General features: G+C 63.6%; 14 protein-coding genes. 12 read left to right on the top strand and 2 right to left on the bottom strand.

Going from position 1 to position 15570, the window contains the following annotated elements:
• The first annotated feature begins 47 nt into the window (after positions 1 to 47).
• The 4 genes from edd to AB3X96_RS28985 all read left to right on the top strand — a co-directional run bounded on the left by edd (position 48) and on the right by AB3X96_RS28985 (position 4803).
• Entirely contained in the window at positions 48 to 2012 is a 1965-nt protein-coding gene (edd, locus tag AB3X96_RS29000; protein ID WP_368592409.1) for a phosphogluconate dehydratase, read from the top strand.
• Between the two features lie 2 nt (positions 2013 to 2014).
• Entirely contained in the window at positions 2015 to 2656 is a 642-nt protein-coding gene (gene eda / locus AB3X96_RS28995) for a bifunctional 4-hydroxy-2-oxoglutarate aldolase/2-dehydro-3-deoxy-phosphogluconate aldolase (RefSeq protein WP_013090522.1), read from the top strand.
• 256 nt (positions 2657 to 2912) lie between these two features.
• Positions 2913 to 4298: a GntP family permease gene (locus AB3X96_RS28990; protein ID WP_368592408.1), complete on the top strand. Its 1386-nt coding sequence runs from the start codon at positions 2913 to 2915 to the stop codon at positions 4296 to 4298.
• A 10-nt stretch (positions 4299 to 4308) separates the two neighbouring features.
• Complete coding sequence (locus AB3X96_RS28985) at positions 4309 to 4803, top strand: gluconokinase (protein ID WP_176121826.1); 495 nt, start codon at positions 4309 to 4311, stop codon at positions 4801 to 4803.
• A gap of 96 nt (positions 4804 to 4899) precedes the next feature.
• On the opposite strand, the gene purB is transcribed toward AB3X96_RS28985, so the two are convergent.
• Positions 4900 to 6288, bottom strand: coding sequence for an adenylosuccinate lyase (gene purB, locus AB3X96_RS28980; RefSeq protein ID WP_368592407.1), 1389 nt, complete (start codon positions 6286 to 6288; stop codon positions 4900 to 4902).
• A gap of 187 nt (positions 6289 to 6475) precedes the next feature.
• Between purB and AB3X96_RS28975 the strand changes: the two genes are divergently transcribed.
• From AB3X96_RS28975 to AB3X96_RS28950, 6 genes are all read left to right on the top strand, one after another.
• Complete coding sequence (locus AB3X96_RS28975) at positions 6476 to 7432, top strand: LysR family transcriptional regulator (RefSeq protein ID WP_184226466.1); 957 nt, start codon at positions 6476 to 6478, stop codon at positions 7430 to 7432.
• A 162-nt stretch (positions 7433 to 7594) separates the two neighbouring features.
• A complete protein-coding gene (locus tag AB3X96_RS28970; RefSeq protein WP_368592406.1) occupies positions 7595 to 8917 on the top strand; it encodes a Glu/Leu/Phe/Val dehydrogenase in 1323 nt (440 codons plus the stop codon).
• 282 nt (positions 8918 to 9199) lie between these two features.
• Positions 9200 to 10093 carry a glutamate/aspartate ABC transporter substrate-binding protein gene (locus AB3X96_RS28965; RefSeq protein WP_176105074.1) on the top strand — a complete coding sequence of 298 codons (894 nt, stop codon included), beginning with the start codon at positions 9200 to 9202 and terminating at the stop codon, positions 10091 to 10093.
• A gap of 91 nt (positions 10094 to 10184) precedes the next feature.
• Positions 10185 to 10925, top strand: a complete 741-nt coding sequence (locus AB3X96_RS28960; protein ID WP_368592405.1) for an amino acid ABC transporter permease — start codon at positions 10185 to 10187, stop codon at positions 10923 to 10925.
• Entirely contained in the window at positions 10925 to 11602 is a 678-nt protein-coding gene (gltK, locus tag AB3X96_RS28955; RefSeq protein WP_176380894.1) for a glutamate/aspartate ABC transporter permease GltK, read from the top strand. Before AB3X96_RS28960 ends, gltK begins: the two co-directional genes overlap by 1 nt.
• Positions 11599 to 12324, top strand: coding sequence for an amino acid ABC transporter ATP-binding protein (locus tag AB3X96_RS28950; protein WP_176105077.1), 726 nt, complete (start codon positions 11599 to 11601; stop codon positions 12322 to 12324). Before gltK ends, AB3X96_RS28950 begins: the two co-directional genes overlap by 4 nt.
• Before the next feature lie 102 nt (positions 12325 to 12426).
• Here AB3X96_RS28950 and AB3X96_RS28945 read toward each other — a convergent pair whose 3' ends face one another.
• Entirely contained in the window at positions 12427 to 13386 is a 960-nt protein-coding gene (locus AB3X96_RS28945) for a class II glutamine amidotransferase (RefSeq protein WP_368592404.1), read from the bottom strand.
• A gap of 163 nt (positions 13387 to 13549) precedes the next feature.
• Between AB3X96_RS28945 and pyrC the strand changes: the two genes are divergently transcribed.
• Positions 13550 to 14611, top strand: coding sequence for a dihydroorotase (gene pyrC, locus AB3X96_RS28940; RefSeq protein WP_368592403.1), 1062 nt, complete (start codon positions 13550 to 13552; stop codon positions 14609 to 14611).
• A gap of 11 nt (positions 14612 to 14622) precedes the next feature.
• The gene (locus tag AB3X96_RS28935) at positions 14623 to 15549 is read left to right on the top strand and encodes a DUF3025 domain-containing protein (protein ID WP_368592402.1); all 927 of its coding nucleotides are present in this window, start codon (positions 14623 to 14625) and stop codon (positions 15547 to 15549) included.
• Positions 15550 to 15570: the final 21 nt, after the last annotated feature.

The raw sequence follows: 15570 nt of genomic DNA, 5'->3' as shown, positions 1-15570 counted from the left end.
CGCCTGGTGTCATGCGTGCGCCTGCCGCCAGCGACGAAGGAGCTCCGATGGTTTCCCCGCATTCGCAATTGTTGAAGGTCACGCAACGCGTGATCGAGCGCAGCAAGCCCACGCGTGAAGGGTATCTGGCCCGCATCCAGCATGCGCAGGGGCGCTTTCCGGCACGCGGCGCGTTGTCGTGCGCGAACCTCGCCCACGGTTTCGCCGGTCTCGAAGGCAACGACAAGCTCGTGATCAAGCAGATCCGCGAGCCGAACATCGGCATCGTGTCGTCCTACAACGAGATGCTGTCGGCGCACGCGCCGTACAAAAACTACCCGGACATCATCAAACAGGCCGCGCGCGAAAACGGCGGCGTCGCGCAATTCGCGGGCGGCGTGCCGGCGATGTGCGACGGCATCACGCAGGGCAACGCGGGCATGGAGCTGTCTCTGTTCTCGCGCGAAGTGATCGCGATGAGCACGGCCGTCGCGCTCACCCACAACATGTTCGACGCCGCGCTGTGCCTCGGCATTTGCGACAAGATCGTGCCGGGCCTGCTGATCGGCGCGCTCCAATTCGGCCATCTGCCGACCATCTTCGTGCCGGCCGGTCCGATGACGAGCGGCCTGTCCAACGACGACAAAGCCAAGACGCGCCAGCAGTTCGCGACCGGCCAGTGCGGCCGCGACGCGCTGCTCGAAGCGGAAGCGGCCGCGTATCACAGCCACGGCACCTGCACGTTCTACGGCACCGCGAACAGCAACCAGATGCTGATGGAAGTGATGGGCCTGCATCTGCCGGGCTCGGCCTTCGTGCATCCGCACACGCCGCTGCGCGACGCGCTGACCGCCCAGGCCGCGCGCCGCGTGCTCGACCTGACGGCCGAGCGCGGCCATTACATGCCGATCGGCCATGTGATCGACGAGAAGGCGATCGTCAACGGCATCGTCGCGCTGCTGGCAACCGGCGGCTCGACCAATCACACGCTGCACCTCGTCGCGATCGCGCGCGCGGCCGGGATCGTGATCGACTGGGACGACTTCGACACGCTGTCGCAGGCGGTGCCGCTGCTCGCGAAGATCTATCCGAACGGCAAGGCCGACGTGAACCACTTCCACGCGGCGGGCGGCGTCGCGTTCCTCGTGCGCAATCTGCTCGAAGGCGGTCTGCTGCATGAAGACGTCAACACCGTCGCGGGCAAGGGCCTGAAGCGCTACACCGAGGAGCCCAAGCTGCTGGACGGCAAACTGCAATGGGTCGCGGGCGTCGAGGCGAGCGCGGATACCGCGGTGCTGCGCGGCATCCAGGAGCCGTTCCAGCCGGACGGCGGCCTGCGTCTGATGCAGGGCAAGCTCGGCCGCGGCGTGATCAAGATCTCGGCGGTCGCGGCGCAGCATCGCAAGGTGAAGGCGCCGGCGATCGTGTTCGATTCGCAGGAGGCGGTGCAGGAAGCATTCGACAAGGGCGAGCTCAAGCGCGACTTCATCGCGGTGGTGCGCTTCCAGGGCGCCCGTGCAAACGGCATGCCCGAGTTGCATCGTTTGACGCCGCTGCTCGGTGTGTTGCAGGATCAGGGTTTCCATGTCGCTCTGGTGACCGACGGCCGTATGTCGGGCGCGTCGGGCAAAGTGCCGGCGGTCATTCATGTTTCGCCGGAAGCGTTGCTGCAAGGCCCGCTCGGCAAGGTCCGCACGGGCGACACGCTGGTCATCGACGCCGAAGCGGGCGTGCTCGACATCGAGATCGACGCAGCCGAATGGGCCGCGCGTCCGAACGCCGAGCCGCTGCATCAGGCGGACAACGAAGCCGGCTTCGGCCGCGAGCTGTTCGGCGTGTTCCGTGCGGCGGCGGCGCCAGCGGAGCAGGGCGCGTCGGTGTTCGGCAAGCTGATCGGCGAGGGCGGCGCGCTCGACGGCCAGCACGGCCACGGCAGCCACCACAAGCACGGCGACAAGCACGCCCATCAATCGAGCAGCCATCACACGAGCACCGCGCAAGCCGGCGCGGCGCTGCAGAAACAAGGAGTCTGACTATGACGTCGAAAACAGTAAGCGATATCGTGCGCCTCGGCCCGGTGATTCCGGTGCTCGCGTTCGACACGGTCGAACAGGGCGAACACGTGTCGCGCGCGTTGCATGCGGGCGGAGTGAAGGTGCTCGAAATCACGCTGCGCACGCCGGCGGGCCTCGGCGCGATCGAGCGTGCGTGCGAGCTCGCCGACGACATCGTGGTCGGTGTCGGCACGATCACGAAGCCCGAACATTGCGCGCAAGCGAAGAAGGCGGGCGCACAGTTCGGCGTGTCGCCGGGTTTGACCAAGGACATGCACCAGGCCGCGCAGGATGTGGGTCTGCCGCTGCTGCCCGGCGTGATGACGCCGTCGGACATCATCCTCGCGCTCGAGCTTGGCTACGAGATCGTCAAGTTCTTCCCCGCGCAGCAGGCCGGCGGCGTGCCGATGCTGCAGGCATTCCACGGTCCGTTCCCGGCGCTGAAGTTCTGCCCGACCGGCGGCATCACGCCAGAAAGCGCACCGCACTTCCTGTCGCTGCCGAACGTGGTCTGCGTCGGCGGCTCGTGGCTCACGCCGAAGGCCGCGCTCGCCGCGCAGAACTGGGATGAGGTGACGCGCCTCGCGCGCGCCGCGAGCCAGCTGGCGGCGCCCGCGCACTAAGCCCCACGACACAACAGCGCATCGGTTTACTGAACCGGGCCCAGGAGTCTCGTCGATGCAGCCACACCAGGCTGTCGCGCCGAGACTCTTTTTTTGCTTGATATGCGTGCTGGATTGGCGCGCGCTTTCTGCAAACAAACAGTAAAATTCAGCGTCCGCGCGGCTAGCCGGGTTTTCAGGCATCGCGCAGGTTGCCGTGAGACGAAGTGCCAGCCGCATCCGCACTCTGAAATCAATAAACCAAAGGAGGGGATTCATGGAATCTGCCCACGGCAGCATGCTGCTCGTCTACGCGTTGATCGCGATCGCGTTGCTGATCTTCATGATCACGCGCTTGAAGGTCTATCCGTTTCTCGTTCTGATCATCGTGTCGTTGCTGCTGGGCCTCGTGGCCGGTATGCCGATGCAGACCATCGTCAAATCGTTCGAAACGGGTAACGGCAACACGCTAGGCCACATAGCCATCGTCGTCGGTCTCGGCACGATGCTCGGCAAGATGATGGCCGAATCGGGCGGCGCCGAGCGCGTCGCGACCACGCTGATCAACTGGTTCGGTGAAAAACACATTCACTGGGCGATGATGGTCGTCGCGATCATCGTCGGTTTGCCGGTGTTCTTCGAAGTCGGTTTCGTGCTGCTGATTCCGATCGCGTTCAACGTCGCCAAGCGCACCAACAAATCGCTGCTGCTGGTCGGCCTGCCGATGGTCGCGGGTCTGTCCGTCGTGCATGGGCTGATTCCGCCGCACCCGGCCGCGCTGCTCGCCGTGCAGGCGTATCACGCGGACATCGGCAAGACGATCGCCTATGGTCTGATCGTCGGCATCCCCTGCGCGATTGTCGCCGGTCCGCTGTTCGCGCTGCTGGTGAGCCGCCATATCCAGTTGCCGAAGGAAAATCCGCTTGCCGCGCAATTTCTCAGTCACGACTCGAATAACGGCAACGGCGTGAAAACCAACGCGCCCAAGCGCGAACTGCCGGGCTTCGGCATCACGCTGGCCACGATCCTGTTGCCGGTGGTCCTGATGCTGGTCGGCAGCTGGGCCGACCTGGTATTCGAACCGAAGACGCTGCCGAACGATCTGCTGCGCTTCTTCGGCAACACCGACGTCGCGCTGCTGACGGCCGTGCTGGTCAGCTTCTGGACCTTCGGCGCGAGCCGCGGCTTTAACCGCGAGCAGATCCAGAAGTTCTGCGGCGAGTGTTTGGCGCCGATCGCGGGTATTACACTGATCGTCGGTGCGGGCGGTGGTTTTGGCCGCGTGCTGTTGGATAGCGGCATTTCGAAGGAAATCACCAACGTTGCGACCGCGGTGCATCTGTCGCCGCTGCTGTTCGGCTGGATCGTCGCGGCGATGATCCGTCTCGCGACCGGTTCGGCCACCGTTGCGATGACGACCGCCTGCGGCATCGTCGCGCCGATCGCGGCGGCGGGCGCGGTGCAAGTGAAGCCGGAACTGATGGTGCTCGCGACCGGCTCGGGCTCGCTGATCTTCTCGCACGTGAACGACGGCGGCTTCTGGCTGATCAAGGAATATTTCGGCATGACGGTGGTGCAGACCTTCAAGACCTGGTCGCTCCTCGAAACCATCATTTCGATAATGGGGCTGGCCCTGACCTTCGCACTCGCGGCGGTCCTGTAAGGAGTTTCAAATGATTCTGATCGCAATGGGCGTGTCGGGCGCGGGCAAGTCTCTGATTGGCGAAATGCTGGCGGCGCGTCTGCATTGCACGTTCACCGACGGCGACGCGTTCCATAGCGCGGCGAACAAGGAGAAGATGCACCACGGCATTCCGCTCACCGACGAAGACCGCTGGCCGTGGCTGAAGACGATCCGCGCAGCGATCGAGGAAAAGCAGAAGGCGGGCGAGACGGCGGTGTTCACGTGTTCGTCGCTGAAGCGCTCGTATCGCGACATTCTGCGTGCCGGCGACAAGGACGTGTGCTTCGTCTACCTGAAGGGTTCGCGCGAGGTGCTCTCGGAGCGTCTCGGGCATCGCACCGGGCACTTCTTCGATCCGTCGCTGCTGCAAAGCCAGCTCGATACGCTCGAAGAGCCGGGTGACGACGAAGCGATCACGGTCAGCATCGATCTGACGCCGGAGCAGATCGTCGACGAGGCGCTCAGGCAGCTCGAAGCGCGCTGAGTCTTTGATCCCCCGCGTTCCAGTTTCGAACGCGGGACGAAAAAAAAGCCGCTCCTCGGAGCGGCTTTTTCTATGAGCCGAAGCTGGACCAGCCGATCAGCCGATCCGCTTCGCCAGGTCGACGGCCTTGCCGATGTACGAGCCGGGCGTCATTTCGAGCAGACGGTCCTTCGCGTCCTGCGGAATCGCCAGGCCGCCGATGAAGCTCTGCAGCGCCTCGCGCGTGATGCCCTTGCCGCGCGTGAGTTCCTTCAGCTGCTCGTACGGATTCTCGATGCCGTAACGGCGCATCACCGTTTGCACCGGCTCGGCCAGCACTTCCCAGCAGTTGTCGAGGTCTTCGTTCAGACGCTGTGCGTTCACTTCGAGCTTGTCGAGGCCGCGGATCAGCGAGTCGTACGCGAGCAGCGAGTAGCCGAACGCGACGCCGATGTTGCGCAGCACCGTCGAGTCGGTCAGGTCGCGCTGCCAGCGCGACACCGGCAGCTTGTCGGCGAGATGGCGCAGCGTCGCGTTCGCGAGGCCGAGGTTGCCTTCGGAGTTTTCGAAGTCGATCGGGTTGACCTTGTGCGGCATCGTCGACGAGCCGATTTCGCCGGCCTTGGTGCGCTGCTTGAAGTAGCCGAGCGAGATGTAGCCCCACACGTCACGGTCGAGATCCAGCAGGATCGTGTTTGCGCGCGAGATCGCATCGAACAGCTCGGCCATGTAGTCGTGCGGCTCGATCTGGATCGTGTACGGATTGAAGGTGAGCTTCAGGCGATTCTCGACGACGTCCTTCGAGAACGCTTCCCAGTCGAACTCCGGATACGCGGACAGGTGCGCGTTGAAGTTGCCGACCGCGCCGTTCATCTTGCCGAGCAGCTCGACCTTCGCGATACGCTCGATCGCGCGTGCGAGACGCGCGGCGACGTTGGCGATTTCCTTGCCGAGCGTGGTCGGGCTGGCCGGCTGGCCGTGCGTGCGCGACAGCATCGGCTGGGCGGCTTGCGCATGCGCGAGCGCGACGAGGCGTTGATGCACCGAGCGCAGCGCCGGCAGGATCACGTGTTCGCGCGCGCCGGCGAGCATCAGGCCGTGCGACGTGTTGTTGATGTCTTCCGACGTGCACGCGAAGTGAATGAACTCGCTCGCGCGCTCCAGTTCTTCCTGACCCTTCACCGACTCCTTCAGCCAGTATTCGACGGCCTTCACGTCGTGGTTCGTCACGCGCTCGATTTCCTTGATGCGCGCGGCGTCGTGCGCGGTGAAGCGCTCGGCCAATTGCAGCAGGAATTGCTCGGATGCGTCGGAGAAGCGCGGCACTTCGGCGAAGCCGGCGCGCGACAGCGCGATCAGCCAGTGGATTTCGACTGTCACGCGATTGCGCATGAAGGCGGCTTCCGAGAGCCAGTCGCGCAGGGCTTCGGTTTTGGCGGCATAGCGGCCGTCGAGCGGGGAGAGCGCGTTCAGCGCGAACAAGGTGTCGGGGCGGGTGTCGGACATGATGAGGACCGGGTTGAGGCGCAGGTTGAGGCGCGGGTTAAGGCACTGAGCGCTCAGCGAGCGGATCGGAAACGGAGGGAACCGTGGATTTTACCACTGTGATGCGATGCGCCCGTCCGGATGCGTCGGTCACACTTCGCGCCGCTAGAATGCAGACTTCTTCCCTCTCGCCGGCAAACGCACTCGCATGGAACTGAAATGGCTCGAAGACTTCATTTCGCTCGCGGAAACACGTAGCTTCAGCCGCTCGGCCGAACTGCGCCACGTCACCCAGCCGGCTTTCTCGCGCCGCATCCAGGCGCTCGAAGCGTGGCTCGGCACGGAACTGATCGACCGTTCTGTTTATCCGACGCGGCTCACGGCGGCCGGGCAGGTGTTCAACGAGCAGGCGCTCGCGATGCTGTCGCAATTCCACGAGGCGCGCGCGCTGCTGCGCGGCCACACGGCGACGCCGCAGGCGACGATCGAATTCGCGGTCCCGCACACGCTGTCGCTGACTTACTTTCCGCGCTGGCTGCAGCGCATCGAGGCGCAGATGGGCCCGATCCACACGCGGCTGCGCGCGCTGAACGTGCACGATGCGGCGCTGTCGCTGGTCGAAGGCGGCTGCGATCTGATGATGGGCTACCACCATCCGAGCCACCCGGTCGCGCTCGATCCGGCGCGCTACGACATGCTGACGCTCGGCCACGAGCCGATCAGCCCCTTCTCGGTGCCGGCCCGCGCGGGCCGTCCGCGTCACACGCTGCCTGGCTCGGCCGACGCGCCCGCGCCGTATCTGTCGTACACGCCGAACGCGTACCTCGGGCGCATGACCGAGGTGATTCTCGCGAACGCGCCGGAGCGCCTGTACCTCGACCGGCTCTACGAAACCGACATGGCCGAGGGGCTGAAGGCGATGGCGCTCGCCGGCCACGGCATCGCGTTTCTGCCGCATAGCGCAGTCGAAGATGCGGTGGCCGAAGGCCGGCTGATCCGCCTCGATCGCGCGACGCGCGGCACACCCGAAGGGCAGCTGACGCTCAGCATGGAGATTCGCCTGTACCGCGACAAGCTCGCCGCGAAAAGCGACGACGCGCGCCAGATCCTCGTGCGGCAGTTGTGGGACGTGGTGTCGGAGGAACTCCGGCAAAGCGCCGCCTGAAACGCGGCATAAAACTGAAGCTCGAACCTGCGTCGCGGCGACGCGAATTTGCGGCTTTCCGAACGTTATGCAAGAAAAACATAACCGGATGAGGAAACGGCATTGGATTTCAATACGGCGTTTTTCCACAATGCCCGTACTCGATCAAACGCCGGAGCGTTCATGTCATCCCAGCAACAAGCCGCAGAATCGGCACAAGCCGCCTCAACGTTGCAGTCCGTTCCCTCCTACCTCAACAAAGAAGATCTCGGCCCCTGGGGCAACTACTTGCGCCAGGTCGACCGCGTCGCGCCCTACCTCGGCTCGCTGTCCCGCTGGCTCGAAACCCTGAAGCGCCCGAAGCGCATTCTCGTCGTCGACGTGCCCATCGAACTCGATAACGGCACGGTCGCGCACTTCGAGGGCTATCGCGTGCAGCACAACGTGTCGCGCGGTCCGGGCAAGGGCGGCGTACGTTATCACCAGGACGTTACGCTCTCCGAAGTGATGGCGCTGTCCGCGTGGATGTCGGTGAAGAACGCGGCGGTGAACGTGCCGTACGGCGGCGCGAAAGGCGGCATCCGCGTCGATCCGCGCACGCTGTCGCGCGGCGAGCTCGAGCGTGTGACGCGCCGCTACACGAGCGAGATCGGCATCATCATCGGACCGAATACCGACATCCCCGCGCCGGACGTGAACACGAACGAGCAGATCATGGCGTGGATGATGGACACGTACTCGATGAATCAGGGGCAGACGGCCACCGGCGTCGTGACCGGCAAGCCGATCACGCTCGGCGGCTCGCTCGGCCGCCGCGAGGCGACCGGCCGCGGCGTGTTCGTGGTGGGCTGCGAAGCGGCTCGCCGCATCGGTTTCGATATCGAAGGCGCGCGTATTGCGGTGCAGGGCTTCGGCAACGTCGGCGGCATCGCCGCGCGTCTGTTCCAGGAAGCGGGCGCGAAGGTCGTCGCGGTGCAGGACCACACCGGCTCGGTGTACAAGTCCACCGGCATCGACGCGGTCGCGCTGCTCGACTACGTCGCGAAGAAGGGCGGCGTCGGCGGTTTCCCTGAAGCCGACGCGATCACCGGTGATGAGTTCTGGACCGTCGAGTCGGACATCCTGATTCCGGCGGCGCTGGAAAACCAGATCACCGAAAAGAACGCAGGCAAGATCAAGACCAGGATCATCGTCGAGGGCGCGAACGGCCCGACCACCACGGCGGCCGACGACATCCTGCACGATCGCGGCATCCTCGTGATTCCGGACGTGGTCGCGAATGCGGGCGGTGTGACAGTGTCATATTTCGAATGGGTACAGGACTTTTCGAGCTTCTTCTGGACCGAGGACGAAATCAACGAGCGCCTCGAGCGCGTGATGCGCGAAGCGTTCGCGGCGGTGTGGCAGGTGTCGAGCGAGCAGAACGTGTCGGTGCGCACGGCGGCGTTCATCGTCGCGTGTAAGCGGATTTTGCAAGCGCGCGAGATGCGCGGCTTGTATCCCTGATGGACCCTGTCCTATCTTGTTGGAAGCGGCGGTGACGCGGCCCGTATCCGGGCCGGGAGGCGAAACCGTCGAAATTTTGTGCATCAGCGCGGTCCACAAGACGGCGTGTTTGACCGGCGGGCGGCATCCTATCGATGCCGCCCGCCTTCTCGTATCTGCGAAACGGCGGTGCGACCGTGCCGCGGGCCCATCGCGGCGTGCGCGCAACAGCATGGTTAATAGGAATACTTTCAGAAAAATTACTTTGTTACACTGGCGCCGGTTCTTGCCAAGGAGATCAAGATGAAGGTTAAAAAAGCTGCACTGTTGCTCGCCACTCTCGGATTGTTTACGGTTGGCGCGCATGCGCAAGACTCGGGGACGCTGAAAAAGATCAAGGATACCGGCGTCATTTCGCTGGGCCATCGGGAGTCGTCGATCCCGTTCTCGTATTACGACGACAAGCAGAACGTGATCGGCTACTCGCAGGATTACGCGATGAAGATCGTCGAGGCCGTCAAGCAGAAGCTGAACATGCCGAACCTGAAGGTGAAGCTCGTGCCGGTCACGTCGCAGAACCGTATTCCGCTCGTGCAGAACGGCACGGTCGACATCGAGTGCGGCTCCACCACGAACAACCTCGAGCGCCAGCAACAGGCTGCCTTCACGAACACGATCTTCGTGATCGGCACGCGGTTGATGACCAAGAAAGATTCCGGTATCAAGGACTTCCCTGACCTGAAGGGCAAGACGGTCGTGACGACCGCCGGCACCACGTCCGAGCGCCTGCTTCGCAAGATGAACCAGGACAAGAGCATGGGCATGAACATCATCAGCGCAAAGGATCACGGCGAGTCGTTCCTGACGCTGTCGACGGGCCGCGCCGCGGCGTTCATGATGGACGACGCGCTGCTCGCCGGCGAGCGCGCCAAGTCGAGCAACCCGAACGATTTCGTGATCGTCGGCACGCCGCAATCGCGTGAGGCTTATGGCTGCATGCTGCGCAAGAACGACGCCGACTTCAAGAAGGTCGCCGACGACGCGATCGCGAAGGTTCAATTGTCGAGCGAAGGCGAAACGATCTACAAGCGCTGGTTCGAATCGCCGATCCCGCCGAAGGGCCTGAACCTGAACTTCCCGATGAGCGACGACATGCGTGCGCTGTTCAAGAATCCGAACGACAAGGCAATCGACTAAACCCTAGCTGCTTTTTCGACACTTTCGAAACGCTGAACGGAACGGAAGGGGCCACGCGCTTCTTCCGTTTCTTTTTGCCGGAGTCTTGGTCATGTCATATCACTGGAACTGGGGCATTCTGCTGAGTCCCGTCTCCACGGGCGAGCCGACCACCTACCTGGGCTGGCTGCTCTCGGGGCTGTGGGTGACGGTCACCGTGTCGCTGTCGGCATGGGTGATCGCGCTGATCGTCGGCTCGCTGTTCGGTGTGCTGCGCACGGTGCCGAACAAATGGGCGTCGGGCGTCGGCACCGTCTACGTCGCGATTTTCCGTAACATTCCGCTGATCGTGCAGTTCTTCATCTGGTATCTGGTGATACCGGAGCTGCTGCCCGTGTCGATCGGCACCTGGTTCAAGCAATTGCCGCCGAGCGCGCAGTTCTTCTCGGCGTCGATCGTGTGTCTGGGCCTCTTCACCGCCGCGCGGGTGTGCGAGCAGGTGCGCTCGGGCATCAACGCGTTGCCGCGCGGCCAGCGCGCGGCCGGTCTCGCGGTGGGCTTCACGCAATGGCAGACGTATCGCTACGTGCTGCTGCCGGTCGCGTACCGGATCATCGTGCCGCCGCTCACATCCGAGTTTCTGAACATCTTCAAGAACTCAGCGGTTGCCTCGACGATCGGTCTGCTCGATCTGTCCGCGCAGGCGCGTCAGCTGGTCGACTACACGTCGCAAACTTATGAGTCGTTCATCGCGGTCACGGTCGCATACATGCTGATCAACGTGATCGTGATGCTACTGATGCGCTGGTTCGAAGCGAAGTCCCGGCTGCCCGGCTATATCGGAGGCAAGTGATGCATCATTTCGACTGGAGCGGTATTCCGGGTGCACTGCCTACGCTGTGGACCGGCGCGATCATCACGTTCAAGATCACGCTCGTCGCGATCGTGTTCGGCATCATCTGGGGCACCATTCTCGCGATGTTTCGACTTTCGTCGGTCAAACCGCTCGCATGGTTCGCGCAGGGCTACGTGACGCTGTTCCGTTCGATCCCGCTCGTGATGGTGCTCCTGTGGTTCTTCCTGATCGTGCCGCAGGTGCTGCAAAGCGTGCTCGGTCTGTCGGCCGACATCGACATCCGGCTCGCCTCGGCGATGGTCGCGTTCTCGCTGTTCGAGGCTGCGTACTATTCGGAAATCATCCGCGCCGGCATTCAGGCGGTGCCGCGCGGCCAGGTCAACGCGGCGTTCGCGCTCGGCATGACCTATGGGCAGGCAATGCGTCTGATCGTGCTGCCGCAGGCGTTTCGCGCGATGGTGCCGCTGCTGCTCACGCAAGGGATCGTGCTGTTTCAGGATACATCGCTCGTGTACGTGATCAGCCTCGCCGACTTCTTCCGCACGGCCACGAATATTGGCGATCGTGACGGCACGAATGTCGAGATGGTACTGTTCGCGGGTGCGGTTTATTTCGTGATCTGCGTTATCGCGTCGAGCCTCGTCAAAAGTCTTCAGAAAAAGGTCGCAAGATGATCTCTATCAAGAATGTTTCGAAGTGGTACGGCCATTTCCAGGTGCTGACCGACTGCACGACGGAAGTCAAAAAGGGCGAAGTGGTCGTGGTGTGCGGGCCGTCCGGCTCGGGCAAGTCCACGCTGATCAAGACCGTCAACGGCCTCGAGCCGTTCCAGAAGGGCGAGATCGTCATCAACGGTCAGTCGCTGACCGACAAGAAAACCAATCTGTCGAAGCTGCGCTCGAAGGTCGGCATGGTGTTCCAGCACTTCGAACTGTTCCCGCATCTGTCTATCGTGCAGAACCTGACGCTCGCGCAGGTCAAGGTGCTCGGCCGCTCGAACGACGAGGCGACCGCGAAGGGCCTCAAGCTGCTCGATCGCGTCGGTCTGCGCGCGCATGCGGACAAGTATCCGGGGCAGCTGTCCGGTGGTCAGCAGCAGCGCGTGGCGATTGCGCGAGCGCTGTCCATGGACCCGATCGCGATGCTGTTTGACGAGCCGACTTCGGCGCTCGACCCGGAGATGATCAACGAAGTGCTCGACGTGATGGTCGAACTCGCGCAGGAAGGCATGACGATGATGTGCGTGACGCACGAAATGGGCTTTGCGAAGAAGGTCGCGCATCGCGTGATTTTCATGGACAAGGGCTTGATCGTCGAAGACGACCGCAAGGAAGACTTTTTCGCGAATCCGAAGTCGGATCGCGCGAAGGACTTTCTCGCGAAGATCCTGCACTGAGCTTCGCTGCGCGGGCCTCGTTGCCGAGGCTTGCATGGGGATGAGAAAAAGCCGCTCCATGGAGCGGCTTTTTGTTGCCTGGCTGAGGGCGACGTCAGCGGTTCATGACTCGAACGCCGCCGCATCATCCGCGGCTTCGAGATCGGTTTCGCTGTCGGGCGAAAGCGTGGTTCCGCGCGTGCTCACCGGCTGCGCGCCGTTCGACGCCGCGATCGTCGTCGCCGATGCAGATGCATCGAGGGCCGGATTGCGCAGCTTTTCGAGCACCGAGTCCGGCACCGGGATATTGACCTGGCCGATCACTTCGCCATGCCGGAACATCAGCAGATCGCCAGGCTTGAACGCGGTCCACACTTCGTTGTCGGTCAGCGGCTTGGTCGCGATGACTGCGACGCGGTCTTCGGGCGTCGTGTATTTGGCGAAGTCGATCGATACGTCTGCGTCGACCAGATGCGCGGTCGAAAACGGCCAGTGACGCACGAGGTAATGCAGATGCGTCGAGCAATGCGCAAACAGCGCCTGGCCGTTCGACATCAGGAAATTGAACACGCCGTATTGCGTGATTTCACGCGTGAGCGCCTCGAGCGCGCCGAACAGCTCGTCAAGCGGCGGCTGCTGCGTGCCCGGAAAAGCCTTGCGCAAACCTTGCAGCAACGCGCAGAACGAGAGTTCGCTGTCGGTCGTGCCGACCGGTTGATACACGCCGTTCAACTCCGGCGCGTACCCCTGCAGATCGCCGTTATGCGCGAAGATCCAGTGACGTCCCCACAGTTCGCGCATGAACGGGTGGCAGTTTTCGAGCAGGATGTGCCCTTGCGTCGCCTTGCGGATGTGCGCGATCGTGTTTTTCGATTTGATCGGGTAGCGCTTGACCATCTCGGCGATCGGCGAGGTGGCCGACGATTGATGATCGATGAACAGGCGGCAGGCCTTGTCTTCAAAGAAGGCGATGCCCCAGCCGTCGGCGTGGTGATCGGTGACGCCGCCGCGCGCCGCAAAGCCGGTAAAGGAAAACGTGACGTCCGTCGGCGCGGCGCAGTTCATTCCGAGAAGTTGGCACATGTTGCGGGTGAGCCTGTGAACGGAGCGAGCCGTTACAATGATGATTTTCCAAGCATATCACCGAGCCGAAGACGCCAAATAGCAAAATTGACGTGTGTTTGGGCCGCTACAACGCGGTTTGACCGGTCGATCAGCGGGGCGCGCGAAGTCTCGTATTCCTGCCATGACTGCTTCCAACGTTTCCCCCGATTCCGTCACGCTGGTCCGCCCGGACGACTGGCACCTGCACGTGCGCGACGGCGCGATGCTCGCGGCCGTGCTGCCTGACACCGCGCGCCAGTTCGGCCGCGCGATCATCATGCCGAACCTGAAGCCGCCGGTCACGACGACCGGGATGGCGAAGGCGTATCGCGAGCGCATCATCGCCGCGATTCCCGAGGGCGCGAAATTTGAGCCGCTGATGACGCTGTACCTGACCGACAATACGCCGCCCGACGAAATCCGCCGCGCGCGCGAGAGCGGCTTCGTGCACGGCGTGAAGCTCTATCCGGCGGGCGCGACGACGAACTCCGACGCGGGCGTCACCGATCTGATGAAGTGCGCGAATACGCTGGAAGTGATGCAGGAAGTCGGCATGCCGCTGCTCGTGCACGGCGAGGTGACGGATTCGGACATCGATCTGTTCGACCGCGAGAAGGTCTTCATCGACCGCGTGATGATGCCGCTGCGCCGCGCCTTTCCGGCGCTGAAGGTCGTGTTCGAGCACATCACGACGAAGGACGCGGCCGACTACGTCCGCGAAGCGGGCGTCGCGCCGGAACTGCTAGGAGCTACGATTACCGCGCACCATCTGCTATACAACCGCAATGCGATTTTCCAGGGCGGCATCCGTCCGCATTACTACTGCCTGCCGGTGCTCAAGCGCGAGACGCATCGCGTCGCGCTGGTCGAGGCCGCGACCTCGGGCGATCCGCGTTTCTTCCTCGGCACCGACAGCGCGCCGCATCCGAAGGGACTGAAGGAGCACGCGTGCGGCTGCGCGGGTTGCTACACCGCGCTGCACGCGCTCGAGCTCTACACCGAGGCATTCGACAAGGCCGGCGCGCTCGACAAGCTCGAAGGCTTCGCGAGCTTTCACGGGCCGGACTTCTATCGTCTGCCGCGCAATGCGGAGAAGATCACGCTGCGTCGTGAGGAATGGACGCTACCGGCGGAGCTGCCGGCTGGTGATACGCCGGTCGTGCCGCTGCGCGGCGGCGAATCGATTGGCTGGCGTCTCGTTTGAGGCTACGGCAGATGCCCGAGCGTGAGGCGGGGCAGCGCACTGCCAATATTGATGTGGCGGCGAACGCGGGCTTCGCGCTAGCGCTTGAAGCCGCGGCCAAAGCTGCGCGAGGCATTTCACCCGAGCCTGTGCCAGCAGGCTTCGCCGCAATCGACTGGTCGGCGCCGTGGTTCGCGCAATTCGCCGCACGCGGTCAGCGTTGGCAGCAAGCCGCGCTGACCGGCTACGCTGACCTGCTCGCCGCGATGAATGCCGACGCGGCCCAGATGCAACAGAGCACCGGCCGCGGCCAGCGTCTCACGTTTATCGCGCAGGACGATCTGCCACCGGGCGCCGCGTACGAGGGGCATATCGCGTCGACCGGTTGCGTGCCGACGCGCCACAATCTGCACGACTTCTTCAACGGTTCGATGTGGTTCGCCTTTCCGCGCATCAAGGCGGCGTTGAACGCGCGCCAGTCGGCGGAACTCGACGTGCGCGGCGTCGGCCCGACGCGTGGCGGCGTGCGCGACATGCTGACTCTGTTCGACGAAAATGCGCTGCTGTTCGCTTGCGCCGATCCTGCGCTGAGCGCCGCGCTACGTGGTTTCGACTGGCAAACGCTGTTCGTCGCACGGCGCGATGCATGGGGGCGCGCCTGCGAAGTACGTTGCTTCGGTCATGCGCTGCTGGAAAAGCTGATCGCGCCATTCAAGGGCTGCACCGGCCATGCGTGGATCGTCGACGTTCCGGCCGAATATTTCGATTGGGACACCCCGGCGCGCGACGCTTGGCTCGATGAAGTGGTCAGCACGGCGGTGCTCGGCACCGACGCTTTGACGAGCCGCCTGTTCGCACCGCTGCCGGTGCTCGGCATTCCGGGCTGGTGGCCCGAGAACGAATCACCCGCGTTCTACGACGACACGACCGTGTTCCGAGCGGGGCGGCGCAAGCGCTAGGCGCTTTTGCGTTCGGTGTTA

It is taken from the genome of Paraburkholderia sp. BR13439, from assembly GCF_040948805.1.
GTDB lineage: Bacteria > Pseudomonadota > Gammaproteobacteria > Burkholderiales > Burkholderiaceae > Paraburkholderia > Paraburkholderia youngii.
This window is presented reverse-complemented; position numbering and strand designations above follow the sequence as displayed.

Excerpts from the sequence above, each read along its gene's own strand:
- AB3X96_RS28975 (WP_184226466.1), top strand. The coding sequence starts at position 6,476 with ATGGAACTGAAATGGCTCGAAGACTTCATTTCGCTCGCGGAAACACGT.
- AB3X96_RS28935 (WP_368592402.1), top strand. The coding sequence starts at position 14,623 with ATGCCCGAGCGTGAGGCGGGGCAGCGCACTGCCAATATTGATGTGGCG.
- AB3X96_RS28960 (WP_368592405.1), top strand. The coding sequence starts at position 10,185 with ATGTCATATCACTGGAACTGGGGCATTCTGCTGAGTCCCGTCTCCACG.
- AB3X96_RS28965 (WP_176105074.1), top strand. The coding sequence starts at position 9,200 with ATGAAGGTTAAAAAAGCTGCACTGTTGCTCGCCACTCTCGGATTGTTT.
- purB (WP_368592407.1), bottom strand. The coding sequence starts at position 6,288 with ATGTCCGACACCCGCCCCGACACCTTGTTCGCGCTGAACGCGCTCTCC.
- AB3X96_RS28970 (WP_368592406.1), top strand. The coding sequence starts at position 7,595 with ATGTCATCCCAGCAACAAGCCGCAGAATCGGCACAAGCCGCCTCAACG.
- AB3X96_RS28950 (WP_176105077.1), top strand. The coding sequence starts at position 11,599 with ATGATCTCTATCAAGAATGTTTCGAAGTGGTACGGCCATTTCCAGGTG.
- eda (WP_013090522.1), top strand. The coding sequence starts at position 2,015 with ATGACGTCGAAAACAGTAAGCGATATCGTGCGCCTCGGCCCGGTGATT.
- edd (WP_368592409.1), top strand. The coding sequence starts at position 48 with ATGGTTTCCCCGCATTCGCAATTGTTGAAGGTCACGCAACGCGTGATC.
- gltK (WP_176380894.1), top strand. The coding sequence starts at position 10,925 with ATGCATCATTTCGACTGGAGCGGTATTCCGGGTGCACTGCCTACGCTG.
- AB3X96_RS28945 (WP_368592404.1), bottom strand. The coding sequence starts at position 13,386 with ATGTGCCAACTTCTCGGAATGAACTGCGCCGCGCCGACGGACGTCACG.
- AB3X96_RS28990 (WP_368592408.1), top strand. The coding sequence starts at position 2,913 with ATGGAATCTGCCCACGGCAGCATGCTGCTCGTCTACGCGTTGATCGCG.
- pyrC (WP_368592403.1), top strand. The coding sequence starts at position 13,550 with ATGACTGCTTCCAACGTTTCCCCCGATTCCGTCACGCTGGTCCGCCCG.
- AB3X96_RS28985 (WP_176121826.1), top strand. The coding sequence starts at position 4,309 with ATGATTCTGATCGCAATGGGCGTGTCGGGCGCGGGCAAGTCTCTGATT.